Genomic DNA, 25,878 nt, shown 5'->3' with positions numbered 1-25,878 from the left:
GGCGGGTCTTGCCTTTTGGCGATCGCTCGGCAAATTGCGCGGTCGTGACCCTATTCGCCAAAAAGCCCATCCTGGCCTCGCCCGTTCGCCAGCTTGCCGGAGCAACCACCGCGCGCCGGCTGGAGGCCAATCCCGCGATCAAGCGCGCCAAGATCGACGCCGCGCAGATCTATTACCATTCCGACTTTCTCAACCCGCTGCAGTGCGGCAAGCTGGTCAAGCTGATCGACACCAATCGGCGTCCTTCAACCCTGTTATCCGATCGGGCCGATGACGGTTTCCGCACCAGCGACAGTTGCGATATGGATCGCTGGTCGCCCGATGTGCGCCCGACCGACGAAGCAATCGCCAGTCTGCTCGGCATCGACCCCAGCCATGGCGAGACAATGCAAGGCCAGCGTTATGCGCCCGGCCAGCAATTCCGCGCGCATCACGATTATTTCCACCACGGCGAAAGCTATTGGGCGGCAATGCAGGCGAGCGGTGGGCAACGCACCTGGACCGCGATGATCTATTTGAACGATGTCGAGGAAGGCGGCGCAACCTGGTTCCCGCAGGCCGGTATCCGTGTTGCGCCGAAGCGTGGCCTGCTGCTCGCCTGGAACAATATGAACCCCGATGGCAGCCCCAATGACAAGACACTGCACGAAGGCATGCCAGTGGTGCGCGGGACCAAATATATCGTCACAAAATGGTTCCGCGAAGGGGCCTGGCTGAAAGGCTAGCACCGATGCGGGACGCTGCTACCGTGCGCGGAACGATAGCGGAGGGGCGCGGATGGTTCTGCAATGGATCGGCAATCTGAGCGAACGGGCGGTGAAGATCCTTGCGGCGTCGATTGTCGCTGCGATCTTCCTGCTCCCGGTGGCTGTGGTGCTGTGGATGACCGCGGTACCGGGCATCTCCCACACCGGAACGCTGCCGCCGCTGACCGCAGATCAGGCCGTGATGGCAGCGCGGTTGCGCGCGCATGTCGAGGCGATCGCCAGCACGCCGCATAATATCGAGCATGCCGAGGAACTCGAACAATCCGCCGCCTATATCGAGGGTGTGCTGAGCACGCTCGGTTACAAGGTGGAGCGCCAGCGGTTTCGCGCCGACGGGCAGATTGTGCGCAACATCGAAGTGGTGATCGAACCCATTCTCCCCACCGCCGGGACATTGGTGATCGGCGCGCATTACGACAGTGCCGGCCTGGCGCCGGGCGCGAACGACAATGGATCGGGCACGGCGGGAGTGATCGAGCTGGCGCGGCGGCTCGCCGACCTGCGCGGCACGGCGCGGTATCGCATCAGGCTGGTGCTGTTCGTCAATGAGGAGCCGCCCTATTTCCAGACCCCGCTGATGGGCAGCCTGGTTTACGCCAAACGGCTGAAGCAGTCCGGCGAGCGCGTGATCGGCATGATGTCGCTGGAGACCATGGGTTTCTACAGCGACCGCGCGCGCAGCCAGCACTACCCCGTCCCGCTCGACATGCTCTATCCGGACAGGGGCGATTTCATCGCCTTTGCCGGCACGGTTTCTTCGCGGTCGTTCGTGCGCAAGACGATCGGATCATTCCGGACGCGAACCCCCTTCCCCAGCGTCGGCGGCACGGCGCCAGCCTTTATCCAGGGGATAGACTGGTCGGATCACTGGTCGTTCGGCCAGGTCGGCGTCCCGGCGCTGATGATCACCGACACCGCACCGTTCCGCTATCCGCATTATCACACCGCGGCGGACACGCCGGACAAGGTGGATTATGAGCGGCTGGCGCGAGTCGTGTCGGGGCTGGAGCGCGTGATCCGGGATTGGCGCTAAAATCCACCCCTGTTTTCCGCTGTTATTCGCCTTTAAAAAAAACGCTGCCGTTTCACCCCTGTTATGTTGGATTTTCCTGGAGTATTTACGCCTACATTTCAATAACTTGACACCAACGACCCCTGTTATCGAATAACAGGGGTGGAACAGCGGTCGATTTCTGCCGGAACAGGGGTCGATCGCGATCATAATTTACAACAATGAGAAAGAGCCGGCGGCGCGTGAACACCATGTCCAGCTTCACTTTGGACGAACGGCAGTTCGCATTGAATCGGGCATCGGGCTGTAGCGATATCGGCACCCTGCGATCCGCGTGCAGAACAAATCGTGCCAGCGCGGCGCAAATATGCCAGTGTCGGCCGATGCAGCTTTTCCAGATCATTCCCGTCGCGTTACCCCGATGAGCACTGTCCTCAACATCACCCGCTCTATCCTTGGCCAGCCATGGCGCTGGCGTGCGCTGGAAACCGACACGCGTGATCCGGGATTCGCGCCCGACGATCTGGTCACGCAATTGCTGCTTGCACGTGGCTGTCCGCGCGAGGAGCTGGAGGCGCACCGATCGCCGAGCATTCGCGGTTTCATGCCCGATCCGTCGATCTTCCACGACATGGACAAGGCGTCCGAACGGCTGGCCGATGCGGTGCAGTCGGGCGAGGCAGTGACGATCTTCGGCGATTACGACGTGGATGGCGCCACCTCCGCGGCGCTGATGATCCTGTTGCTGCGCGATCTCGGGCTGGAGGCGAAACCCTATATTCCCGACCGGCTGATGGAGGGTTACGGCCCATCGGGTGCGGCGCTGGTGCGGCTGAAGGCGGAAGGGGCGAGCCTGATCGTCACGGTCGATTGCGGCGCGCAGGCGTTCGACGCGCTCGAGCAGGCGCGCGTCGCGGGCGTCGATGTGATCGTCGTCGACCATCACAAATGCGCGCTTGCCCTGCCCCATGCTCATGCGCTGGTGAACCCTAACCGGCTCGATGAAACCGAGGGCGCGGCACACGGCCATCTCGCCGCGGTCGGCGTCGCCTTCCTGCTCGGCGCGGCGCTGATCCGCACGCTGAAGGCACGCGGCTATTTCGAGCGGCGTGAGCCGCCGCGCCTGCTCGACCTGCTCGATATTGTCGCGCTCGGCACTGTCGCCGATGTCGCGCAGCTGAAAGGCCTCAATCGCGCGTTCGTGTCGCAGGGGCTGAAGGTCATGGCGCAGCGGCGCAATATCGGGCTCAATGCGCTGATCTCCGCCTCCCGCCTGACGCGTGCGCCGACCGCGACCGATCTCGGTTACGCGCTGGGGCCGCGGATCAATGCCGGCGGGCGAGTCGGCAAGTCCGATCTCGGCGTGCGGCTGCTGACCACGCGCGACCCGCAGGAGGCGGCCGATATCGCCGCCGAGCTCGACCGGCTGAACGAGGAACGCCGCGCGATCGAGGCGCTGGTCCAGGAAGGCGCCGAGACGCTGGCGCTGAACAAGAGCAACCAGGCGGTGATCGTCGTCGCCGGCCAGGGCTGGCACCCCGGGGTGATCGGGATCGTCGCGGGCCGTCTGAAGGAGAAATATGGCCGCCCGGCGATTGTCATCGCAGTCGACGAACATGGCATGGGCAAGGGATCGGGCCGCTCGATCTCCGGTGTGGACCTCGGCGCCGCGGTGCTGTCGGCAAAGGATAGCGGCCTGCTGGTCGCGGGCGGCGGCCATGCCATGGCGGCGGGGCTGACGATCGACGCGGGCCAGCTCGACGCGTTCGCCGAATTCCTCGAATCGCGCCTCGCCGATGCAGTTGCGCGGTCGATCGGCGACCGTGCGCTGCTGCTCGACGCGCTGCTCGCGCCGGGCGGCATCACACCGGCCCTGGTCGAGGCAATGGACCTTGGCGGGCCCTACGGCATGGGCTGGCCGCAGCCTCGCGTGGTGGCCGGGCCGGTCCGCATCATCAAGGCGGATATCGTCGGGAATGGCCATGTCCGCGCGGTCGTCGTGGGCGATGACGGACGCACGATCAAGACCGTGGCATTCCGCCAGGCCGATACCGCGCTGGGCCTTGCCTTGCTCGGTGCACCGCCACATCGCAAATTATGGCTCGCTGGGCGTGCACGGATCGATGACTGGGGATCGCGCCCGGCCGCCGAACTTCATCTCGACGACGCGGCGTGGGCGGATTGACGGAACAGGCTGAGGAGAGAGGCGTGTTCAGCCATATCACGCTGGGCAGCAGCGACATCGATCGTTCGCGGGCCTTTTACGAACCGGTGATGGCAGCTCTTGGTATCGGTCAGCCATTCCAGCTTGACGGCGGGCTCGCTTTTGGCGACCTGGCGGGACAGAAGCTGTTCATCGGCACGCCGTTCAATCAGGGTGCACCACATCCCGGCAACGGACCGCATGCCGCCTTCCTTGCGGCCGATCGTGCGGCGGTCGATGCGTTTCATGCCGCCGCGCTGGCAAATGGCGGCAGCGACGAGGGGCGGCCCGGCCTCAGACCGCACTATCATGCCAATTATTACGGTGCCTATGTGCGCGATCCCGACGGAAACAAGCTTCAGGCGGTATGTCATCGCAAATATGACGACACAGCGGCTTGACCCGCGCGTACCATTTCCCTAGGCGCGTCACCTGCTCATCCCGCTCGCGGGTACGGCCCCTTCGTCTAGCGGTTAGGACGCGGCCCTTTCACGGCTGAAGCACGGGTTCGATTCCCGTAGGGGTCACCAAAATCCTCTCCCAGGGGGTTCCAGAATATGCCGTAAGCGGCGGATTTCTGCGGTTTTTTGTGGTATAGGTATCCCATACGGAGCGGTCTTGGACCACCGGATACCAGCATGTTGATGGTATGTCTGATGGTAGCGCGGCCCTCCCCGAAACGGAGATACCATCATGGCGCTCACCGCCGCTGCGATCAAAAACGCCAAGGGCCGGGCAAAGCCCTATAAACTCACCGATAGCGATGGCCTGTTCCTCTATGTGACCCCCAATGGCGGGCGCTACTGGCGGATGAACTACCGCCACTTCGCCAAGCAGAAGACGCTGGCGTTCGGCGTCTATCCCGACACCGGCCTTGCCGACGCCCGCGAGCAGCGCGATGCCGCCCGCAAGGTGCTGGCGCGCGGCGACGACCCCGCCGAGAAGATCAAGCTGGACCGGATTGCTGCCACCGTAGCCGCATCCAACAGCTTCAAGGCCGTCGCCGACGAATGGCTGGTGAAGGTCGAGCGCGAAGGCCGCTCCACCGTCACGATGAAGAAACTGCGCTGGCTGCTGGACTTCATCAATGCGTCGATCGGCAAGCGCCCGGTCACCGCCATCACCGCACAGGAGATTTTGACCATGCTCCGCAAGATGGAGGGCAAGGGCAAGTATGAGACGGCCAAGCGGCTGCGCAGCACATGCAGCCAGATATTCCGCTACGCCATCGCCACGGCGCGCGCCGAGCGCGATGTGGCAGCGGACCTGCGCGGCGCGCTGATCGCTCCCCAGCCCGTCCACAGGGCCGCTATCACGTCATCGGATAAAGCAGGCGGTCTGCTACGCGCGATCGAGGCGTTCGAGGGTTTCGCCAACACCAAGGCGGCGCTGCGATTGTTGCCCCATGTGTTCGTCCGCCCCGGCGAGCTACGCCACGCCGAATGGGCCGACGTGGATTTCGACAAGGCGCTGTGGACGATCCCGCCGCACAAGACGAAGATGCGGCGCGCGCACAGCATCCCCCTCTCCGCCCAGGCGCTCGCCATTCTCGGCACCATCGAGCATGACGCCGACTATAGCCGCTTCCTGTTCCCGTCGCTGCGTTCGACCGATCGGCCCATGTCGGAAAACACGGTCAACGCGGCCTTGCGTCGGATGGGTTTCGCGCAGGACGAAATGACCGGCCACGGCTTCCGGGCGATGGCGGCGACGTTGCTCAACGAGATGGGGCAATGGCATCCGGACGCGATCGAGCGCCAGCTTGCCCATTGCGACAATAACGCCGTGCGGCGCGCCTATACGCGCGGGGAATATTGGGACGAGCGCGTCCGCATGATGCAGCATTGGTCCGACCATCTCGACTTCCTGCGCGATGGCCAGAAGATCGTCACAGGCAAGTTCGGGAAAGCGAAGAGCGACGCCGCCTGATCGGAAACCGTGCCCTCCCCGACAATCGGGGAGGGCACGGCAACGGCGGGCATCAGACGCCCCGCTCCTCCCGGTAGCCCAGCGGATCGGCCATCCACTGATTGACGGCGGACTCGCGCCAGCCGGTGCCGTGGACGCTGATCTTGAGGTTCTTCGGGAAAGTTCCCTCGCCCATCTTGCGATAGAGCGTCGTGCGGGAAAGGCCGGTGCGGTCAAGGACGGTCCTCAAACGAATGATACGATCGTGATTGTTCATGGGGAAGTCTCGTCAATCATGGTGTTGCGCGCCCCTATGGATCAACATCGGGCAGTCTGGTGCGCCGGACAAGAGCCGTTCCGGGGCACCAAGAGCCCTTTGCAGAACAACAGTAGGACGCTGGCGGAGATCAGCGGCGACTGGCGGCGACTGGCGGAAAATGGCGTAGGTCCGCCGAAGTCGCGGCGATCCATTTTTTATCCCACTGTGTCCCGAATAGCGCGCCGGTCAGTGCCCTTCAGGCAGATCGGCTTGCGGCACGGCGCATGGGTCAGGTCGAATCGTTCACGGCAACGCTCCAAAACTTTGGAGGTCTGCCCGCCAGCAATCAGGCTGCGCCAGGTGATCCCGGCCCGCAAGGGGGGAGGCACTGTAGTGCCGCTTTAGCCATTCCTGCGCCTATTCTTACCAATCAGACACCCGAAGCGAATCGAACGCCCTCCAGAGATCGGATTCAGCGGGATTGGTTGGCTTGATCGCCCAGCTTCTCAAGTCGCTCGACTTCGCGTTCAAGCACGCTGCGAATGAACGCCGCGCGCCGCTGGCGGCCCACCAGCTTGTCGATACGACCGCCAAGGCCCTCCGGCAGACGGACGTTGGTTGATTTCACGTTGAGCGGCGGCCTTCCCATACCAGCGTCGTAACCGGGCCCGGCGGGTGTTCAATCGGAAGCAATATAAGCGGTGCCGGTTATTGCATATTTCCTGTCAATCAGGTTATAAGCGGTGCCGCTTAATCGCTCGGAGGTGCAAACACGCTCCCGGATGACCCGATGACGAAGGCAGGCCGATGACCTCACGCGATCTTGCTCCCGGCGATTCGATAGGCGGCACGTCGCGCCGCGCGTTGCTCAGCAGATTGGTCGCCATACCTGTCGCGGTCCCGGCGATTGCCTCGCCCTGGACCGAGGCGCTGGCGGCGCTTCACGAACGTTACGAGGATGCGCCCGCCTTGCTGCGCCGTAGCCGGGAGGGGCGAAGCTTGAGCCGCGACCGCTATCACTGTGCGGAAATCTCGTTCTCCCCGATTGAGGCAGGTTTCTTCTCCGATCTCCGCTATGTCCGCGAAACGCTGCATCAGGCGGGCGGCATCGCCAAGCTGGCGCTGTGCGCGCATCTGCTCGACGTTGGCTTTCCCGATGCGTGGAACGCCGAGCATATCCGGCAGGACATCGCCAAGGCGCTGGCCTACGCCAACACAACCGGGTTCGGGCATGTTTGCCCCGACTTGGCGCGGCTGGCGGTCATTCTCTCGCCCTATTGGAAATGGGGCTATCCGCACCTGATCGGCGACCCGCCGATGGATGATGGCGGGTTCACCCCGGATCAGGTCCGCCCGCTCATCCGCACACTGCTGGACCGCGTTCATGATGTCACCGGGCATCCTCGGCCTGCCGGTCTGCGTCGGGGATGCGGAGGCGCGGCGTGACGGTGCGCGCAGACACGGAAACGCTCGCCCTCTACGAGGAGGCAGTCGATCGGCTCCCGCCGCTCTCGCGCGTCGTGTTCCTGCTGCACCGTGTGGACGACCTTTCCTATGTCGAGATCGCCGATGGGCTATCGATCACAATCCCGGTCGTGGAGGCCTGTATCGTCGAAGCCTTGTCGGTAATTTGCGCGACGGTCGATCGCACGATGTACCGGCCCCGACCGCGCCAACTGATCGCCGAGGCGGAAGCCACGTTGCACCATCGCTATCGCGCTCATTGCCACAGAAGGTTGAATGAAGTCGGCATCGCCGGGTGGACATTGCGCGTCATCCGGCGCGTCACCGGTAAGCGGCCGACATTCGAGCAATGGTTGTTGGGCTTGACGAGGCCGCGCGCGTAGAAGCGTGCGCAGATTGATCCTAACGTGTTGCCGCGATCGAGCGAGAAATTGCGGAAGCGAAAGACCAATACCGGCGGGGATCGATGAGCGTTTTTGATGGCTTCACGAAGCCTCCATGCGCCGAGACGCTTGGGTGGGAACTGCTGGAAGCCGATGAAGGCAACAAGCCTATCGTCTCCGATGTGGAGCGTCTTGTTAGCGGACCTTTTCGAACGCTAGCCAAGTCCATGATACGCCCATCGCTCGATTACCGGCTTGGACGGAGTTGGCATCCTGCCTGCGTATGAGGCGGAACCCACACGCCGATGCCATTTCGACCGTCATGTCGGACGATACTGGAAACACCCTGCGGTTGACAGCGCCGGGGCCATGACGAAGCGACATAATGAGGACTCCGCACGAGGCGGCGACCGTTGCAAGACGAGGCATGGCGATTGCCCGATCTTCGTCGGTAAGGTGTTGCCACACGGCGCATAGAGTCACGAGATCGAAGGTGCCGTAGGGCACCACTGCCCCAAGCTCTGGCAAGCGATCATCTAACCACCTGATATTCGTGGCGGTGTGAACCGCCTGACCAGCCTCGCGAAGTTCTCGCACCGGCTCGATGGCAAGCACGTCGTGTCCTTTGTCCGCAAACCAAGCCGCATCTCGGCCCGTTCCGGCTCCAATATCGACGATCTTGGCATTGCGGCTTGGGAATAGGTCGATAACGTGCTCGTATATGCTTTCTGGCGCGAGTCCGTCATACGCGGCGATGAAGTCCGCTGTGGCGGCGGCGGCGTATCCCTTCAGAACGTCCTGCATCGGTCTTCCAATTCTGCCTCGAATGCGCGCTTACCCTTACGCTTCCACAGCGCAAGCGCACTGTCGCGTTCGTCGCCGCGCAGTCTGTCCGCGACGGTAAGAAACGCGCCGTAGAGTGTGGCACGGTCATCATCGGTCAGATCGACCAGCCCCGCCTTGATGACGATGCCGCCCAATTCGATCAGATGCCGCGTTCGCTCGCGGCGTTTGACAGCCCAATCGCGCATGTCGGTTCGCGCCTTTCGTGCCTCAAGCCGATGCCGCGCCGCCGTTGAGCGGGAGAGCGCCGCTTTGCTGGCCAGCAGGTCCGCCCGCAGGCTTGCGTTCCTTGCTGCGAAAGAACGCCGCGCCCGCCTTGCGCCAGCCCTCCTTGGTCGCGGCGTCCTTCATCGCGGCGGCATGGAGCAGCGCCCCGGCGAACAGATCGGCGTCGAGCGCATCGGCACCCGTCGCCGCGACCAGTTCGCCAAGCTGGCGCACCCGGCGTTCCTTGAGTTGGCGGGCCTTGCCGGCGAGCGCTTTGAGTTCCGAATCGAAGTCGCGAATTTTACGCATCGAAAGTCTCCGTTGAGTGATGATGACGCTATGATAGAAGAATAGCGGCGGTGAAGCAGTAGAGTCGCCGGGACGGTGTGGAACCACCTAGTCCCTTCGGAGAAATTTTCGAGAAGGGCGCGCTTATACGTCGTGCCGACGTGCTGCTTTAAGTGTAATTGGATTGCCGTCATGGCGATCTACCATTTCTCGGCCAAGGTGATTTCCCGCGCCAACGGATCGAGCGCGGTTGCTTCCGCTGCCTATCGTTCGGCCTCCCGGCTGCATGACGAACGGATCGACCGGCATCACGATTTCTCGAATAAGGCTGGAGTCGTCCATTCCGAGGTGATGTTGCCGGAGGGCGCGCCTGCGCATCTGTCCGACCGCGAGCGGCTGTGGAACGAGGTCGAGGCGGGCGAAAAGCGGATCGACGCGCAGCTTGCCCGCGAGATCGAGTTTGCGATTCCGCGTGAACTCGATCAAGCCGAGGGTATCCGGCTCGCACGCGATTTCGTGCAAACAGAGTTTGTTGATCGCGGCATGATAGCCGACCTCAATGTCCATTGGGATGTTGGCGCGGACGGAATGCCCAAACCCCATGCGCATGTCATGCTGACGATGCGCGAGGTGGGCGAGGAGGGATTCGGCCCGAAGGTCCGCGAGTGGAACCGCACTGAACTTTTAGAGAATTGGCGCGAGCGCTGGGGTGAGCACGTCAACCAGCGCCTTGCCGAACTCGATGTCGACGCACGGATCGATCACCGCAGCCTTGACGCGCAGGGCATCGAGTTGGAGCCGCAGAACAAGATCGGCCCCGCCGCATCGCGCATGACGGCGCAAGGGCTGGAATCAGAGCGGCTCGACGAACACCACGACATCGCGCGATCGAACGGCGACAAGATCATCGCCGACCCGCGCATCGCGCTCGACGCGATCACGCGGCAGCAGGCGACGTTCACCAAACGCGATCTGGCGATGTTCGCGCACCGCCACAGCGACGGCAAAGATCAGTTCGATCAGGTAAACGCCGCCGTGCGGGCCTCGCCCGATCTAGTCCAGCTGGGGAAGGATGGCCGAGGCGAGGAACGGTTCACCAGCCGCGACATGATCGAGACCGAACAGCGGCTTGAGCGCGCAACGCAGGCGATGGCCGAGCGGACCGGGCATGGTCTTTCGGCGGCGACGATGGACCAAGCCATTGCCGCCGCCGAAAGTCGCGGCCTCATACTCGGGGGAGAGCAGCAGGCCGCGCTCGCGCATGTAGCTGGGGGCCGCGATCTTGCAATCGTCACCGGCTATGCTGGCACAGGTAAATCGGTCATGCTGGGTATTGCTCGCGACGGATGGGAGAGCGCTGGCTACCGCGTGTATGGCGCGGCGCTCTCCGGCATCGCGGCGGAGAATCTGCAAAGCGGATCGGGCATCGCGTCGCGAACAATTGCGAGCCTTGAGCACCAATGGGCGCAGGACCGCGACCTCCTCAATGCCAATGATGTTCTTGTGATCGACGAGGCCGGGATGATCGGCTCACGTCAGATGGAGCGCGTCGTCAGCGAAGCCGAGAAGCGAGGCGCAAAGGTCGTGCTGGTCGGCGATCCCGAGCAGTTGCAAGCGATCGAGGCGGGTGCGGCGTTCCGCTCGATTGCCGAGCGCCACGGCGGCGTCGAGATCACCGACATTCGCCGCCAGCGCGAGGACTGGCAGCGTGACGCGACGCGCCAGCTTGCCACCGGGCGCACCGGCGAGGCGATCGGCGCCTATGACGAGCGCGGCCATGTTCATGCCGCCGAAACCCGTCAGCAAGCGCGCGCCGACCTTGTCGAGCGTTGGGATCGCGACCGGCAGGCGCGACCCGACGCGAGCCGCATCATTCTCACCCATACCAATGATGAGGTTCGTGACCTTAACCTGGCCGCGCGCGACCGGCTGCGCGCGTCCGGCGCGCTTGGCGAGGACATCACGGTGCGAACAGAGCGCGGTGGACGAGAGTTCGCCACCGGCGACCGGATCATGTTCCTTAAAAATGAGCGCAGCCTTGGCGTGAAGAACGGCACGCTCGGCACGATTCAGAACCTTACCACCACACGGGCAGCGGTGATGCTCGACGATGGCCGATCGGTCGCGTTCGACGTGAAGGAATACAATCAAATCGACCACGGCTACGCCGCGACCGTCCACAAGACGCAGGGCGTGACGGTCGATCAAACACATGTGCTCGCTACGCCGGGCCTTGATCGCCAAGCCGCCTATGTCGCACTGTCGCGCCACCGCGATGATGTCGATCTTCATTATGGCCGCGACGACTTCGCCGACCAGGGCAAGCTGGTCAGGACGCTATCGCGCGACCGGGCGAAGGATATGGCGTCCGACTACACCCGCGACTTTGCCGACCGGCGGGCGATCAACGTGCCATCGCCAGCGAGGGCCGCGAACGAACGAGCGCTCCCGCAAAGCCCACCACCCCAGCGCGGGATGTTCGATGGCCTCAAACTGAGCGCGCAGCCGGTTGTAGCCGCACCCGACCGAACACCCCTCGATCGGGCGGTCGAGCGATTCGCCCGCGCGGCGCAAGCCATCGTGGCGGTGCGCAGCCGAGGTGGCGAAGCGTTGCCGCATCAGGCGACCGCGCTCGAAACCGCAAGCAAGGCGCTTGACGCGATCCGTCCCGGTGCAGCTCGCGACATGCGTGAAGCGATTTCCCGCGATCCTGGCCTGATCGACGACGCGGCCAAAGGCCGCACCGGCCAAGCGATCCGGGCGATGGCGCTCGAAGCCGAGGTGCGCATCAACCCAGTGTCGCGCGCGAACCGCTTCATCGAGGATTGGAACAAGCTCGCCAATCGCGAACAGGCGTTCCGGCGCGACTATGACGACCGCGGCGTCGCGCGCGTTCGTGCCGACATGGGCATGATGGCGAAGAGTCTGGAGCGCGACCCGCAGATCGAGTCGCTGGTCCGTCAGCGCTTGCCGCAGATCGGAATCCGTGTCGATTCCGGCGCATCCTTGTCCCACGACCTCCAGAAATGGCTCAGCCGCTCGCGCGACATTGGCTTGAGCCTGTAGGGTTGCGGCATGGACAGCCAATTCCCGCAACCGGACCCTACCGACGATCCAGCCACAGCCTTCGCGGCACTACGCGGCGAGGTGAGTTTGCTCCGCCGCGCGGTCGAGGGTTTGACGGCCGAGCGACAGGACGCGCCCGACTATACCGCGACCCTCGACGCCACCGCCAATCGGCTCGCCGAGATCGGAACCTTCATGCGGACGATCGCCGATCGTCCGGCGATGAAGTTCACGCCAGACAGCTTTGCCGCCGAAATGGTCCAAGCGAGCGCGAAGGCGCGCGCGGGCGACCGCGACAATCTCGACCGCGCAAGCGCCGCCCTGAAAGGCTCGATCACGAGTATCGACGGTATTGTCGAGAAGGCTTGGACCGCCGACCGCCAAAACCGCTGGCTCGTTGGCGCTGTGTTAGCGGGCGCGATTGCCGGAATCATCTTGTGGTCGGTCCTACCCGGCGAAATCGCGCGCGCGCTTCCCGCCCGTTGGAATGTCCCGGAGAGAATGGCGGCGCGCCTGATGCGACTGGACATGAACGAGGCGGGTCAGCGCTTAATCATGGTCGCGCGTCGCCGCAACGCCGGCGCGCCGGTGGAGGCGCAGCCGCAGACCGTGGAACCTACTTCGCCGGTTCCTGCCAGCCCAGCGCTTCGGCGTCCTTGAACGCCTTTGCGTTCGCAGCCGCGAGCATTTGATAGCGTGGCCGGAGCGCTGCGGGAATCAGGGCAGGGTTCGGATATTTGTCGATGAACTCGACCTGCAACTGCCCTGCGAGCGCGCTACCTTTCTTGACCATCGTATAGGCGTCGCGCGGCACGATACCCAAAATCACATCGGCAACGTCGATCGCTTCCTGATAGCGGCGCTGGTCGAGCAGGTAATCCATGACCGTGGTTGCCATTTCGGCGATCGTCTCGCGCTTGGTCAGGGTGCGCATATAGGCGCCGCTCTCGATCGCCCGATCGGTCATCGGCAGATTCTGACGATACCACTCGGTGCGTGCTTCATGGCCGCCGCTGGTCGTCTCAAGATTATGATCGACCCCGCTCGGATCCGTGTAGCGGATGAAGAGATGCAGCGGCGCTGTCGCGAGGTGGACGTTCAAGCCGATCTTATCGGCAATGATCAGAAACAGCGTCGGCATCGAGACGCAGTTGCCCTTGCGCGTCTGGATGTAAGTCGAGAGCAGGCGATTCTTGATATGCTGCCCGAGCGGATCGTCGAGATCGTAGCTGAATGCGCGATTGTAGTTCCATGTACCGGCGACGTAGATTGCCTGGCGCGTCGCCGAGAGTTTGTAGGAGTCGGTGGGCTTTGGTCCGGCCATCTGTCGAGTGGCATCGACCAGACGAGCAATCGTCGTCTGAGTAGAGGTTGCATCGGTTCTAGGATCAATCAGCCTCTCGAACGCGATAGTCGCCTTCAGATAGTCAAGCTGTGATTCCGGTTGCAGAAGCGTCTGACGAATAATTTGAGCAGGAGAATTGGCCGGTGTGGACGGTGCGGCTAACGCTGCTCCGGATGAAATCATCAGCAGCGTGGCGGCGAGCCAGCGGAGGATTAACGTCATAAACCGCGCTAACCCCGTCTATGTTCTACGCTTACTTTTGAACTTATATAAACAGCCAGAGTCTTTGCAGATGCCCGTTTGTTCAATTTCTCGAACTAAACGCCTGTATTTTTTACAGTCTGCTTGCGCAACCAACAGCAATACCCTCGGATGCGGCTGAAGAGACGCGCTATCATGAAGGTCAGTTAATAGCGCCGGACGATCAATCTTTTTTCCGTCACGGAATATCGATCCTTGTCGGTATTCAATATTCATAATAGGTGAACTAAGTTCCAGCCCACGTTCATCCAGTCGATACCAAGATTTTCCAAATACTTTGCAAGGAGAAGCGTTGGCGGTTAGACAAAATCCAACGGCTATAGGCACAAAGATGGAGAAGCGTATTTTTCTCACCACTATATAGCTATTCATCTGGTGTGTCGTACACGGACACAGAGCCATATGCCTTGTTCACCAGCTTGCCCGTATCCTTCGCATCTCTCTCGTAACGCTGTGTGTCACGCATATAGGAATCCGGAGTCATGCCGTTCCGGTATTGATAAACGTGCCTGCCTTCGTGCACGAAAATTCCGGATCGTTCATCTCGAGGGGAAAGCCGACTAAAATCCTTGCCGAATTTTGCGCCGGGGTAGCCGTCATAGAGCGTTCCGAAATTGTTATTCAGCCGGATATTGATTGTACCCTTCGCGCCTTGCTCCGTATAACCGATATCCGAGCGACCGTTGGTAGCACGTGCAATGGCGTTACTGGACGCAAATCCAACATTAACTCCGTTGGCTTGACCCGGTCTACCTAGGGCGGTCAACGCGCCCTGAAGCTTCGTCCGATCCGCTTTCGACAAATTGTCGCTCTTCAGCGCCGCAGCGGCTCTGTTGTACGAAGCCTCCACGGCACCGCATTGAGACTTGCTGCCGGTACACTCATACAAGCCGGTCGGATCAGTCTTATTGGTCGGATCGTTGTCAACGTAGGTGTAGAGATTGACCTGATCTTTGTAGCCGACTGGATCGACCTGCAAAAAACGCGCACTTGCTACGCTGTTGCCGAAGCACGCTACAATCACAGCAGTGGCTGTTGCGACCAACCAACGACTCTGCACCATCCCCAGGCCCCCATGTTAAGTTGCGAGTTGAACACGCAAAACGAGATGCGTCAATCGACGATAGCGTCGATTTGGTTTGGACCCGGCGCGCGAGTGCGGCTCAATCAATGCGTGGGGCAATATGTGGGACGGTAATCGCCCAAGATACAAAAATTGCCTTCAAACCAAGCCATTAGGGCTTGACGATGGTGACCCCTACGAAACGCCGTTGGATCGGCGGCCCGAAGGCGGTTGCTGAGATGGGCTTGAAGCATTTTGGTAAAACGGGTCAACCTTTTGTTGACACTTATTCGTCAATGCATCATTGACCGATCGTCAAGATATGGTTGACGGAGAGTGTGATGAGAATTGCGGAACAACAGGCTATCAGGAGCAAGACGTCCGCTATAGTTTTGGAATGGGCTGAGGGCCGCGATCCCCCATTTACAGGAGAGGCAGCAGAAGGCTTCGTCGATGCAATTGTCGCTGCCGACCTTGTCGCCAACGAAGCTAAGGTCATTCTGCACCGCTGGATCGGCGCTGCGCGGCGAACAGGGTTGAGCTGGATAGACATCGGCAATGCACTCGGCATCTCGAAGCAGGCGGCGCAGCAGCGTTTTAAGTCAGTGGATACTAACGAGGGAATGCCCTGCCAAGGCGAAGAGGAAATTGTTCGCAGGCGAGTGAGCGCCATCAACGAGATGAGCATTCTTCGCGAGGAGGGAGAAAAAGGACACGAACTCATTCGGACCGAACAGCTTGCCTTAGTATTTCGACCTACCGATCGAATTTGGGAATATCGCAGGCGCATCGCACTGGGTTCGGTCATTACCCAAATGACTAAGAACGGCTGGACATACGTTTCAACTTGGTTTCCCCTTCTCTACTTCAAGCGACTAGCACCATAGAATAAGATAGCTGAGCAGCTTTGCACCCGAAGCATGCCATTGAATGACCTTTACTCCGATCCCGAAAATGGACGCGGCGTCGGGCGCGGGGCTGGCGACCGCCAACAGAGGAAGCCTACCAACTCGTGGTTCTTCAGCAGCCCATGCCAGCAACGCGGCGGGGGTTTGCGTTAAATGTTGTGTGCCAGCTGCGTCGCGAACGAGATAGCGCAGCATGTCGATAGCCTCGATCAAGGATTACTCCTCAAGGCTCTCGGATTTGAGATACCGTGTCTGAAGTTTACCGAGAAAGGTCGACCAGCAATCGTTGCGGAACCAAGAAAAGTGCGCGCCGGGATAGATATCGCCGGTGCTCAGTTCGTTGAGCGTCGGGGTATCGACATGCACGCCGTGGCAACGCATCCGCCCAAGAAGCATCGTTCAGGTCCACACAATCCCGATGGACAGTTGGCACTTATGATGGTACGGAATCCGAGTCGGAGTAAAATACCGACGTTAAATCAATACCTTGCTACGATTGCCGGGTGCCGTAGGGGTCACCAGCATCAAGCCGGAATTGTACATATTCCGCGCTTTTGGTGAGGCGGTGAAAGCGGCGCCCACTCATCGCTTGATTCAGCCGCGACCAGGCGGCTGCCATTCCCCCAGTCAGGAAGCAATCTTGTGGCGCGGTGGAACCGACTTGCGCTCCACCGCGCCACTGATTGATTAAGCGTCGCAGGCGTAGCGATATGAGCCATCGAGTGCGAGCGGCAGGACGAGCGTCCGGATATTGGCTGCCTTGGATGCCTTGCACAGCTTGTCGCGAGCGCCGCCAGTATTGTTGCGGTATTTGGCAGCATATTCAGCGTTGAATACCGGCTTGCTCGCGGAGACGAAGGGACGCAGGGCATCGCATTCGCTATACTGGGCACATTGTTCATTCACGGCGAAGTCGAATGAAGTCACCAACGCGCCGACCTGATCGAGATCATTCTTCAATCCGATTGCCAGGCCGCGCCGATGGGCCTCGGTTGCCAGAAAGCGGTTATATGACAGCTGATCGTTCGCGGTCAGGCTCAAGCCATTCTCATTGGCATAGCCGTCAACATTGTCGGGCTCGACGCCATCACATCCGCGTTGAACGGCGAGGTCGAGCCGCTTCTGCATGATGCTGCGAACATTCTGAGACCTGGTATTCACCCAACGCTCACCTGCCCAGCCATCCAGCGGAGAGCCCAGGTCGCTGGCCGTGAAATTCTTGAAGTCGGCGCGCCAGTTCTCGGAAGAGCCGGCCGAGAAATAGCATATTATTTTGCGGCCCTGTGAATGCAGCAGCGTGAGGGTTGCATCGGGAGCGTCGAACAAATCGATGTCATATACTTTGACATTATAGCTGGTTTTGATCGTGCCGGTGAGTTGCCACTGCCACGTATCGCTTAGCGTGGGCTTCCACCACGTCGAAGCAGCGGCCTGAATCTGGGCCGGGGCGCTATTGGCGCGCTCCGCCGCCGGGGATATCGTACGGGCGACGGCCGCGGCGGGCGAAGATCGGGCTGTCGACGCCGGGCCCGGCACGACCGTGATGGGATCGGGCTTGTGATCTACCGCGGAACGCTGTCCGCCGATCGCGGCGAGCGCCAGGGATCCGATGCTGGCGATACCGGCTGCCAGAATTGCTTTACGCATTTCGCTTCTCCTCAGTTTCAACGTGATTGGATAAATCGTCGGGAACTGAACCTTCGAGGTCGAAGGCCGGCAACGATGCGCAACTTTCTCCTTGCGCACACACGGCAGATAAGTTTCATTACCCATACATATAGATCAATTGGGCAGGTATTACTCCGATATCCGACTCGTTATCTTTCGTTTTATATACATTGATTCTTTGAGACATCAAATAAAAATAAAATGAAAGTTTTTATCACTCCTCAACTCGGTGATTTGATGGAGAAGGCTCGAGGTTGAGCCGATTGCCAGGCGCCACGCTTTCTTTCGATCGCCGTTTCCGCTTTCGAGAGCTCGTGAATCGTTAATAATGACTCGCAACCGATATGCTTCTGGAACGAACCCCTCTCTCGCCGGGTTCAGTCTTCAATCACGGGAGAGATATCATCGCCGACAGACAGAATGCTCCCGGAGACCAGCTGCGAGTCCGGAAGGACGCGCTCGTTGCGACCTGCTGGGCGAGCGGCCTGCCCCGACTGCAGCGCAGGACGTTCGTCGAGGTGACGGTTTGATCCATTGGCAAACCAGCATCATGCTTCATTTTGCGCTGACACCGAATCGGCAAGCCGCATGAGCGATCCGCATTTGAGCGACACGCTGAGCGCGGATCGACGCTACCGGCTGCTTGTCGATGCGATCACCGACTACGCCATCTATATGCTCGACCCTGAGGGACATATCGCCAACTGGAACGCCGGTGCGCAGCGCTTCAAAGGATATACCGCCGAGGAAGTGGTCGGTTCACATTTCAGCCGCTTTTACGTCGAAGAAGATCGTGCTGCGGGTCTGCCCGAACGCGCGCTGCATACAGCGGCGACCGAGGGAAAGTTCGAAGCGGAAGGATGGCGCGTCCGCAAGAATGGCGAGCGTTTCTGGGCGCATGTCGTCATCGATCCGATTCGCGATTCCAGCGGCGAATTGATCGGTTATGCGAAGATCACTCGCGACCTGACCGAACGAAAACAAGCGGAGCAGGAACTACGCTATAGCGAGCGGCAGTTCCGCCTGCTCGTCCAGGGCGTCACCGACTATGCAATCTATATGCTGGATCCGGACGGACGGGTGATTAGCTGGAATGCGGGAGCGGAGCGCATCAAGGGCTATTCCCCCGAAGAGATCATCGGTCAGCATTTTTCGCGCTTTTATCTGCCTGAGGATATCGCGGAAGCAGCACCCGCAAAAGCGCTGGCGATCGCGCGTGCAGAGGGTCGATTTGCCAGCGAAGGCTGGCGCGTCCGCAAGGACGGAACGCGTTTCCGAGCCAGCGTGGTGATCGACGCGATTTATGAAGACGATGGCAGCCTGGCCGGATTTGCCAAGATCACGCGCGACGTGACGGAGCGCGAAGAAGCGCAGCACGCGCTGGAACTGTCACGCGAAGTGCTGCTCCAGTCCCAGAAGATGGAAGCGATCGGCCAGCTGACGGGCGGCGTCGCGCATGACTTCAACAATCTGCTGATGGCTATTCTCGGAAGCCTCGAGCTGCTGCGCAAACGGCTACCGGACAATTCGCAGTCGATCCGATTGCTGGACAATGCAGTGATGGGCGCGGAGCGTGGTGCGGCGCTGACGCAACGCATGCTTGCCTATGCGCGGCGACAGGAACTCAGGCCCGAACGAACCGATATCGTTACCCTGGTGCGCGGGATGACCGACCTGATCGAGCGCTCGCTCGGGCCGGCATGGACGATCGAAACGCGATTTCCACTCAATCTGAGCGCAGTCATCACCGATGCGAACCATCTGGAGATGGCGCTCCTCAATCTCGTAGTGAATTCGCGCGACGCGATGCCCGATGGCGGGCCGATCACCATCGAAGCCCGTAACCACCAACTGGGGCATGATCATCCTTACGGTCTTGCCACCGGCGCCTATGTCTGCCTGAGCGTAAGGGACCAGGGCGGGGGCATGGACGCCGATACGCTCTCGCGCGCCACGGAACCCTTCTTCACGACGAAAGGCGTCGGCAAGGGCACCGGGCTCGGATTGTCGATGATCCATGGCTTCGCGAAGCAACTCGGCGGCACTTTCGTCATCGACAGCACGCTGGGTGAGGGAACTACCGCAATGATCTGGCTTCCCGCCACCAGCTCATGCGTCCCGGCCTCATGCGCGGCGGCGATTTCGACGGCAGATGAGCAGATAGCCCCACTGGAGATCAAGCCCATGATCATTCTCGCGATTGACGACGATGCTCTGGTGCTGATGAACACGGCGGCGTTGCTTGAAGATGCCGGCCATGTCGTGATCGAGGCCAGTTCCGCGGATGAGGCGCTGGAGATTTTCCATCAGCGTCCGGACATAGAACTCATCGTGACGGATCAAGCCATGCCGGGAATGACAGGCATGCAATTGGCCTGGGAGATACGCCGGATCAGGCCGGATTTTCCGATCATTCTTGCCACCGGCTATGGCGAATTGCCGTCAGATGCGGATGAAGCGGTCCTGCGGCTAGGCAAGCCGTTCAACCAGGCCGACCTCACGCGTGCCGTCGCCGATGTCCTTGTCGCGAGATCCGACGTGGTTCCTTCGGTAGTCTGACGGGAAGGACGGAATCGGCACCGGGACGTCGGACAATTGCTGTGGTACGCCTTCAAATAATCGGCAATGAGGTACATGCGCCGGTATTGTCCGCGTCGAAATCGGCAGCACTGCTGTTGCAGGTCCACCCCGCGTACCAGCGATCGGCCGCATCACGCACAGCACCGATATAGCTGGTGGTGTCGAAAAAGCTGCTCAGTGCCCTGACATCGTACGCCGGCACGCCGGTCTCGTTCGCCCCGTTGATGTATCCGCCTGTAAGCGTGGGTGTGAAAGCGTCGCTGTTGTTGTTTGCTCCATTGCCGAACAGCAATGCCACGACCGAGTCAGTCACGCCGCCCGTTCCGATATAATGCGGCGTACCGCATTGCATGACCACCGAGCGGAACAAGGGCGGACCGGCCTCATCAGCTGCGGGGTCAACGGTGGTCGAGGCCGTTTGCACGCCATTGATGCGCAGACACGGATTGGCGCTGCTGACCAGAATGCCGTTTGCCATCGTGTAGTCGGTGCCGCCGCGCAGCAACATCGAGGCACGGTTCGAGGCTGCGTTGGGCGACTGGTCGATCAGCGTGAAGTTCGCGAGCAGCGTGTTTTGTCGCGGCACTTGCGGGAAGGATGTGTCGTCGGTGTCGGCCTCGATCAGACTGTCGCCAAATCCGGGGCGCTGGACCGCAAGCACATACTGTAAATTCGCCTTTACGCCCGAATCCGTGTCGATCGAATCGTCCTCGGCGCCGACCGCGACGAAATATTTCATGTTCACCCGACCGCCGAAGATTTCGACCGCGTCGTCCGAGCTGTTGTACGACATGATATGGTCGAGAACGGTGCCGCTGCCCACGCCTTCGGCGGTCAGTGCCTGAAGCTCCTGATTGGCGGATAGCACGAAGCCCGAATAGCGGATCTGGACATAGCTCAGCCGTCCGCTGCTGTCGGCCGGGGTGCCGCCGCCATAGCGCGCCGGATCGACCGCACCCTCGGTCTGTGCCTGGCATGACGCGGTACCGGGCGTCGCACCGGTTGTTGCGCAGTCGCTGATCGGAGCACGCCCCATCAGGACCACCCCACCCCATTGGCCGGACGAATTGTCGAGGTTGGTGCCAAGCACATTGTCGCGACTGGTGAACACGATCGGCGCCGTCGCGGTACCAATCGCCTGAAGCTTGTTGCCGCGATTGACCGCGAGCCAGGAGGCATCGACGCCGAACACGACCACGCCGGCATCGATCGTCAGCGTGACATTGGTGTCGGATGCGGTTGCCGTCGGACCACCGTCCCGGCCGATGTCGACGCGCCCGGGCAATTCGTACAGCACACCGGCAATCCGGGGCAGCCGCGTGCTGACGGTCACCAGGCTCGGCAGGACGCACACGCGGTAGGTGCCTGTCGGCCCGGTAATCGTCCCCGCGTTGGTTAGCCCCTGCGGGTCGGCGATCGACGGGCAGGATGCCGCCGGGGTTGCCGGCACGCGCGGGCCGCTCGGGGTCGGCGTTGGCGTCGGCGTGGCGGATGTCGGCGTCGGCGTGGGGGTGTTGATCTTCTCGCTGTCGCTATAGCCGCCGCAGCCTGTGATCGCCGCCAGCGCCAGTGCAGCGACGCCTGCCCGGCCCCATTTCGCCAGACTGCGGTTCATCAGAAGTCCACCTGCGCACGCACCGTCGCGGTGTCGACATCGGCATTGGGCGGGAAGCCGCGGTAGAAGAAGTGGTTGTGAACGTAATCGCCGATGAAGCGGACATTGGGCAGCGGCGTCCACACCAATGATCCGCCGATCGATTGCTGGCGACCGGCAAAGATGCTGCTGTTGTCGGTCAAATCGAGATAATCGTAGCGCGCATTGAGCTCAATCGCGCCGATACCGTCGCCGAGCGGATGGGCCGGCACCGTCCGGTCGAACTGTCCGGCGCGATAGCCGCGCGTATCGGGTGTGAGAAATAGCCCGATTTCGGCATAGCCGCCATAATAGGTCGGCCGGATATTGTTCGCGCGCAGCGACTGGAACGCCGAAAACTCACCCACGACATGCGCCCGCCGGCGGATCGCGCCGAATTCGAGCCCGTAATTGCGCTCGTCCTCGATATTGACCGTGTCGGTTTCGATCGGCCGGATCGTGGTGGAGAAGAAATAGGGGCGGCTGCGATACCGCGTCGCGTTCGGTGTGGGGTAATCGAAATAATGCCGGATATGCGCCGAGGCGCCGAGATGCAGCTGAATGTCCTCGAGCTTGGGCATCCACACCGCCCGGGCATCGAACCCGATGCTGCGCGCACCATCGGGCACCACGTCGGCGATGCTGTCGCCGAACACGCCCGCGTTCACCATCCATGTATTACGGGTATAGCCGGCAGCCAAGCCGATGCGACGACGATAGTTGAAAGCACCGGTGAACGCGGCGCGCTCCGTGAAGCTGGGGAACAGATCGGACGACATCTGCTCGATTCCCAGGAACGGATAGATTTGCCCCACGGTAATATTGAGCGGACCGCGGTCATAAGCGAGATAAAGGTCCGCCCATTCCGGCGTTTTTGGCGCCAGGTCGATCTCGGCGCGATAGCTGAACCCGCCGGGAATCGTCCCCTGCGCGCCAATGAAGGCGCGGCGCAGCACCGCTGCATAGCGTGGTCCGTCCACCGCGGAATCGATTGAACGCGCCGCATCGATATACCCCGCGTCGAACTGGATTCGCCCACGCGGCTTAAAGCTCCACCCGTCCGCCGATTTATATTCGGGCGCGCCCTTGAAGGCGACCTGCACCGCTGACGGTGCAGGCTTGGGTACGACGGCGGCGGAGGCAGTTGCGGGAACGGTCTGCGCAACGGGCAAAGCCGGCTGCGGACTGTCCGCAGCAGCCGTCCGCGTCGCAGCAAGCTCGGCGCGCAGGGCCTCGACCTGCTGACGCAGCTCCTCAACTTGCCGCGCCAGCGTCGCCGTATCGGGCGCGTTCTGCGCTACGGCCGGCACAGGTAACAGCGCACATGCGCCCACGGACACCAAGATCAGCTTTCCGCGTGTCATATCAGCCCCCGCGCAGGATCATGGGCTCAATTCTGGCAGGACTTTGTGACAGTCTTGCGCTGCATGGTAATTCCGCGGGTGGTTCAAAGCGGTCTCGAGATCTTCTGACCAGCCTCTTAGGAGGTCCCGTGCGCTTCGCCGGGTCTACCGAACCACCGCGACGCGGCCTCAGCCGCTTCCTCAGAATCAGGAACAGTCTCGCCAACCCAGGCGACGACGCCATCCGGGCGTATGAGCGCGGCACTGATGCCCAGGCGATCCCTGGCGTCGTTTGCGATATAGGCGATCCGATCGCCCCAGCGGCTTGCCAGCACCTGAAGTGGCGGGCGGGCGTCGAAGTCCAGGAACAGGCCCTTTCCCTCCCCGAGATGCTCGCCCAGCCTCGTCCCATCGACCAGCTCGAAATCCGGGACGCTGCGTCCCACCAGCGGGTGGTCGCTGCCCAGATCGTAACGAAGCGAAACACCCCAGACGCGTTCCGCGAAGTATGTTGCGCCGTCGCGCGTGTCGATCAGATCGCGGATGATTGTCTCAAGCGCGCGCGTGCCCGGGCTTGGCCGCATCAGCGCGACCTGCGCGCGCGACCAGTCGAGGATCTGCGCGCCCACCGGATGCCGCTCTCCGGTATAGCTGTCGAGCAGGCCATGCGGTGCATCGCCGCGGATGGTGGAGGCGAGCTTCCACCCCAGATTCATTGCATCGCCAAGGCCTAGATTGAGGCCCTGCCCCCCCAAAGGAGAATGGATATGTGCGGCATCGCCCGCGAGGAGCACTCGCCCCTTGCGGTACTCCGTCGCGTGAAAGGCGCGATCCGTCCAGGTGGTCGCAACGTCGAGGGCGGTCACGGTCACATCAGTGCAGGAGATATGGCGCAGCACCGCCTGAACATGTTCGAGCGTGATCGGCTGGGTCCGGTGGTAAGCGCCGCCGTCGAAATCGACCATCGCGATGATGCCGGGCTTCTGGTAAGTATACATGCCTGTCGGCGTATAATGGCGGCCCGGCTTGAGCTGGTCGGGATCCGTCATTTCGATTTGAACCGAATAGCCGGTGAACTCGGGATCGGTGCCGACAAAGGCAAAGCCGCCAGCCTTGCGCACCGTGCTTCGTCCACCGTCGCAGCCGACCAGCCATTGTCCGCGAAAAATCTCACCGCCGGCGCGAACGGCGACGTCCTGTTCCGACTGGTCGAAACCATCGACGCCGAGGCCGCGCCGGATCTCGACACCTATGGCGAGGGCGCGAGCGGCCAGCACGGCTTCGAAGAGCTCCATCTCGACCGCCATGCTGGTGCCGGCCGGACCTGCCATGCGATACGGCCATTTCAACGTGTCGATATTGTCCAGATAGAATTGGATGCCGGCGAAATGACCGCCCGGGCGGCGCGACTGTCGCATCCAGTGTGCGGTATTCGCGGCGGCGCCGCCGCCACCGTTATCTTTCGCGGGTTGCGGCGCGGCGACGTCCTGCAGCAAACCGCGACGGTAAAGGGCTTCAATGCTCGGCGCGGACAGGCCGCGCATGCCGAACGGAAGCCGCTTGAAGGGAGAGCGCGGGTCATCGGCCTGCTCAAGCACCAGCACCGATAGCCCTGCGAGACGCAGCTCGCAGGCGAGAAACAAACCGACCGGGCCGGCACCGGCAATCACGACATCGTAGATCAAGACAAACTCCTCCAGTGCCCGGCCCGACATGGGGTGTCGGACTTCAAACGGGCTCGACTGGCTTGCGCAACGGGAATAAACGCAGCCGCCTGTGGCGTCATTCAGAACTCCGGACAGAATGTTATTCATTTCCGCCAAAGCGGCGCGGTGAGGCTGAAGTAAGCGATGCCGATTTTAAACGATCCGCCCACCCAGTCCGACCGGTTCGATCCGGATGATGTGCGCCGTCCGATCGTGACGGTCGGCATCGCGATCGCGGAGGTCGGCAAGATCGAAATCGACTTCCACCGCCACAGAAAGGGCCAGTTCCTGCTGGTGCAACAGGGCGCGCTCAGCTGCGAAGTCGAAGAGGGGCTATGGATCGTGCCGCCACGAAGCGCGGTGTGGATCCCCGGGGGCGCGCTGCACGCCGTCAAGGCGAGCGGGGCACTGGAAGGCTATAACGCCTTTGTCGATCCGGATCTCGATGTTCGCCTGCCCAAGATCTGCTGCGCCGTCGCCGCAACACCGTTGCTGCGCGAGCTTCTGATCCGTTCGGCAACACTGCCCGCCCTTTATGAGGAGGGCAGCGCGGAGGCGCGCCTGGTGATGGTGTTGCTCGACGAGATCGCGTCGGCGCGGGCCGAGGATCTCCATTTGCCGATGCCGTCCGACAAGCGCCTCCGCAGGATCGTCGAGCTGATGATCGACGCTCCGGCGGATCGGGCAACGATGGATGTCTGGGCGCGGCGCGCGGGGTTGAGTGAGCGCAGCCTGGCGCGGCTGATCGCCCGTGAGACGGGCATGAGTTTCAGCCGCTGGCGTCAGCAGCTCGGCGTCATGCTCGCGGTCAAATGGCTGGCCGGCGGCGCATCGATCAAGCAGGTGGCGAACGATCTCGGCTATGAAAGCATACCCAGCTTCGTGACAATGTTCCGCAAGGCGACCGGCGTGTCGCCGGGACGCTATATGGCTGAACGGCACGCCGTGCGATAATGGGATAGCCTGACCGA

25 protein-coding genes and 1 tRNA gene are annotated in these 25,878 nt (G+C 61.7%); 13 read left to right on the top strand and 13 right to left on the bottom strand.

Features of this window, described 5'->3' with window-relative positions; genetic code table 11:
- The first annotated feature begins 44 nt into the window (after positions 1–44).
- The 6 genes from ACRECS_RS21290 (at position 45) to ACRECS_RS21265 (ending at position 5,911) form a co-directional block, all read left to right on the top strand.
- Positions 45–725, top strand: a complete 681-nt coding sequence (locus tag ACRECS_RS21290; RefSeq protein ID WP_431584967.1) for a prolyl hydroxylase family protein — start codon at positions 45–47, stop codon at positions 723–725.
- Positions 726–777: 52 nt separating this feature from the next.
- A complete protein-coding gene (locus tag ACRECS_RS21285; RefSeq protein ID WP_431584966.1) occupies positions 778–1,800 on the top strand; it encodes a M28 family peptidase in 1,023 nt (340 codons plus the stop codon).
- 400 nt (positions 1,801–2,200) lie between these two features.
- Positions 2,201–3,964 (top strand): single-stranded-DNA-specific exonuclease RecJ, encoded by a 1,764-nt coding sequence (gene recJ, locus ACRECS_RS21280; RefSeq protein WP_431584965.1) that lies wholly within the window; start codon positions 2,201–2,203, stop codon positions 3,962–3,964.
- A 23-nt stretch (positions 3,965–3,987) separates the two neighbouring features.
- On the top strand, positions 3,988–4,383 hold the full coding sequence (locus ACRECS_RS21275) for a VOC family protein (RefSeq protein WP_431584964.1): 396 nt from the start codon (positions 3,988–3,990) through the stop codon (positions 4,381–4,383).
- A 54-nt stretch (positions 4,384–4,437) separates the two neighbouring features.
- Positions 4,438–4,512 (top strand) — tRNA-Glu (locus tag ACRECS_RS21270).
- Between the two features lie 163 nt (positions 4,513–4,675).
- Positions 4,676–5,911, top strand: a complete 1,236-nt coding sequence (locus ACRECS_RS21265; protein WP_431584963.1) for a tyrosine-type recombinase/integrase — start codon at positions 4,676–4,678, stop codon at positions 5,909–5,911.
- A 52-nt stretch (positions 5,912–5,963) separates the two neighbouring features.
- On the opposite strand, the gene ACRECS_RS21260 is transcribed toward ACRECS_RS21265, so the two are convergent.
- Together ACRECS_RS21260 and ACRECS_RS21255 are read right to left on the bottom strand one after the other, a co-directional pair.
- The gene (locus tag ACRECS_RS21260; protein WP_431584962.1) at positions 5,964–6,167 is read right to left on the bottom strand and encodes a helix-turn-helix transcriptional regulator; all 204 of its coding nucleotides are present in this window, start codon (positions 6,165–6,167) and stop codon (positions 5,964–5,966) included.
- Positions 6,168–6,621: 454 nt separating this feature from the next.
- On the bottom strand, positions 6,622–6,798 hold the full coding sequence (locus ACRECS_RS21255) for a hypothetical protein (RefSeq protein ID WP_431584961.1): 177 nt from the start codon (positions 6,796–6,798) through the stop codon (positions 6,622–6,624).
- 158 nt (positions 6,799–6,956) lie between these two features.
- On the opposite strand from ACRECS_RS21255, the gene ACRECS_RS21250 reads away from it, so the two are divergent.
- Both ACRECS_RS21250 and ACRECS_RS21245 read left to right on the top strand, forming a co-directional pair.
- The gene (locus ACRECS_RS21250; RefSeq protein ID WP_431584960.1) at positions 6,957–7,595 is read left to right on the top strand and encodes a hypothetical protein; all 639 of its coding nucleotides are present in this window, start codon (positions 6,957–6,959) and stop codon (positions 7,593–7,595) included.
- Positions 7,592–7,996, top strand: a complete 405-nt coding sequence (locus ACRECS_RS21245; protein ID WP_431584959.1) for a sigma factor-like helix-turn-helix DNA-binding protein — start codon at positions 7,592–7,594, stop codon at positions 7,994–7,996. Before ACRECS_RS21250 ends, ACRECS_RS21245 begins: the two co-directional genes overlap by 4 nt.
- Positions 7,997–8,191: 195 nt before the next feature.
- On the opposite strand, the gene ACRECS_RS21240 is transcribed toward ACRECS_RS21245, so the two are convergent.
- Genes ACRECS_RS21240 through ACRECS_RS21230 form a run of 3 tightly spaced genes read right to left on the bottom strand, consistent with a single transcriptional unit; the run spans position 8,192 to position 9,355 of the window.
- Positions 8,192–8,800, bottom strand: coding sequence for a class I SAM-dependent methyltransferase (locus ACRECS_RS21240; RefSeq protein WP_431584958.1), 609 nt, complete (start codon positions 8,798–8,800; stop codon positions 8,192–8,194).
- Positions 8,785–9,027 (bottom strand): conjugal transfer protein TraD, encoded by a 243-nt coding sequence (locus ACRECS_RS21235; RefSeq protein WP_431584957.1) that lies wholly within the window; start codon positions 9,025–9,027, stop codon positions 8,785–8,787. Before ACRECS_RS21235 ends, ACRECS_RS21240 begins: the two co-directional genes overlap by 16 nt.
- A 22-nt stretch (positions 9,028–9,049) precedes the next feature.
- Positions 9,050–9,355: a conjugal transfer protein TraD gene (locus tag ACRECS_RS21230; RefSeq protein WP_431584956.1), complete on the bottom strand. Its 306-nt coding sequence runs from the start codon at positions 9,353–9,355 to the stop codon at positions 9,050–9,052.
- A gap of 171 nt (positions 9,356–9,526) precedes the next feature.
- Between ACRECS_RS21230 and traA the strand changes: the two genes are divergently transcribed.
- Positions 9,527–12,400 carry a Ti-type conjugative transfer relaxase TraA gene (gene traA / locus ACRECS_RS21225; RefSeq protein ID WP_431584955.1) on the top strand — a complete coding sequence of 958 codons (2,874 nt, stop codon included), beginning with the start codon at positions 9,527–9,529 and terminating at the stop codon, positions 12,398–12,400.
- Between the two features lie 9 nt (positions 12,401–12,409).
- Positions 12,410–13,060, top strand: coding sequence for a hypothetical protein (locus tag ACRECS_RS21220; RefSeq protein WP_431584954.1), 651 nt, complete (start codon positions 12,410–12,412; stop codon positions 13,058–13,060).
- On the opposite strand, the gene ACRECS_RS21215 is transcribed toward ACRECS_RS21220, so the two are convergent.
- The 3 genes from ACRECS_RS21215 to ACRECS_RS21205 are packed head-to-tail and all read right to left on the bottom strand — an operon-like array spanning position 13,017 to position 15,069.
- Complete coding sequence (locus ACRECS_RS21215; RefSeq protein ID WP_431584953.1) at positions 13,017–13,967, bottom strand: transglutaminase family protein; 951 nt, start codon at positions 13,965–13,967, stop codon at positions 13,017–13,019. The genes ACRECS_RS21220 and ACRECS_RS21215 overlap by 44 nt on opposite strands.
- Before the next feature lie 18 nt (positions 13,968–13,985).
- Entirely contained in the window at positions 13,986–14,378 is a 393-nt protein-coding gene (locus ACRECS_RS21210) for a hypothetical protein (RefSeq protein WP_431584952.1), read from the bottom strand.
- Positions 14,371–15,069, bottom strand: coding sequence for an RHS repeat-associated core domain-containing protein (locus tag ACRECS_RS21205; RefSeq protein WP_431584951.1), 699 nt, complete (start codon positions 15,067–15,069; stop codon positions 14,371–14,373). The genes ACRECS_RS21210 and ACRECS_RS21205 overlap by 8 nt, the downstream gene beginning before the upstream one ends.
- 341 nt (positions 15,070–15,410) lie before the next feature.
- Between ACRECS_RS21205 and ACRECS_RS21200 the strand changes: the two genes are divergently transcribed.
- A complete protein-coding gene (locus tag ACRECS_RS21200) occupies positions 15,411–15,956 on the top strand; it encodes a hypothetical protein (RefSeq protein ID WP_431584950.1) in 546 nt (181 codons plus the stop codon).
- Here ACRECS_RS21200 and ACRECS_RS21195 read toward each other — a convergent pair.
- Positions 15,945–16,190, bottom strand: coding sequence for a hypothetical protein (locus tag ACRECS_RS21195; RefSeq protein ID WP_431584949.1), 246 nt, complete (start codon positions 16,188–16,190; stop codon positions 15,945–15,947). The two genes, ACRECS_RS21200 and ACRECS_RS21195, sit on opposite strands and share 12 nt — an antisense overlap.
- 474 nt (positions 16,191–16,664) lie before the next feature.
- Positions 16,665–17,624, bottom strand: coding sequence for an endo alpha-1,4 polygalactosaminidase (locus ACRECS_RS21190; RefSeq protein ID WP_431584948.1), 960 nt, complete (start codon positions 17,622–17,624; stop codon positions 16,665–16,667).
- 609 nt (positions 17,625–18,233) lie between these two features.
- On the opposite strand from ACRECS_RS21190, the gene ACRECS_RS21185 reads away from it, so the two are divergent.
- The gene (locus ACRECS_RS21185) at positions 18,234–20,204 is read left to right on the top strand and encodes a PAS domain S-box protein (protein ID WP_431584947.1); all 1,971 of its coding nucleotides are present in this window, start codon (positions 18,234–18,236) and stop codon (positions 20,202–20,204) included.
- A gap of 52 nt (positions 20,205–20,256) precedes the next feature.
- Here the strand turns inward: ACRECS_RS21185 and ACRECS_RS21180 are convergent, their stop codons facing one another.
- The 3 genes from ACRECS_RS21180 to ACRECS_RS21170 form a co-directional block, all read right to left on the bottom strand.
- Entirely contained in the window at positions 20,257–21,840 is a 1,584-nt protein-coding gene (locus ACRECS_RS21180) for a hypothetical protein (protein ID WP_431584946.1), read from the bottom strand.
- Positions 21,840–23,198, bottom strand: coding sequence for a porin (locus tag ACRECS_RS21175; RefSeq protein ID WP_431584945.1), 1,359 nt, complete (start codon positions 23,196–23,198; stop codon positions 21,840–21,842). The genes ACRECS_RS21180 and ACRECS_RS21175 overlap by 1 nt, the downstream gene beginning before the upstream one ends.
- Positions 23,199–23,338: 140 nt before the next feature.
- Complete coding sequence (locus ACRECS_RS21170) at positions 23,339–24,886, bottom strand: FAD-dependent monooxygenase (protein ID WP_431584944.1); 1,548 nt, start codon at positions 24,884–24,886, stop codon at positions 23,339–23,341.
- 165 nt (positions 24,887–25,051) lie between these two features.
- On the opposite strand from ACRECS_RS21170, the gene ACRECS_RS21165 reads away from it, so the two are divergent.
- Complete coding sequence (locus ACRECS_RS21165; protein WP_431584943.1) at positions 25,052–25,861, top strand: AraC family transcriptional regulator; 810 nt, start codon at positions 25,052–25,054, stop codon at positions 25,859–25,861.
- The last annotated feature ends 17 nt before the right edge of the window (positions 25,862–25,878 follow it).

Origin of the sequence: Sphingomonas sp., assembly GCF_050725575.1 — a bacterium.
Lineage (GTDB): Bacteria > Pseudomonadota > Alphaproteobacteria > Sphingomonadales > Sphingomonadaceae > Sphingomonas.
This window is presented reverse-complemented; position numbering and strand designations above follow the sequence as displayed.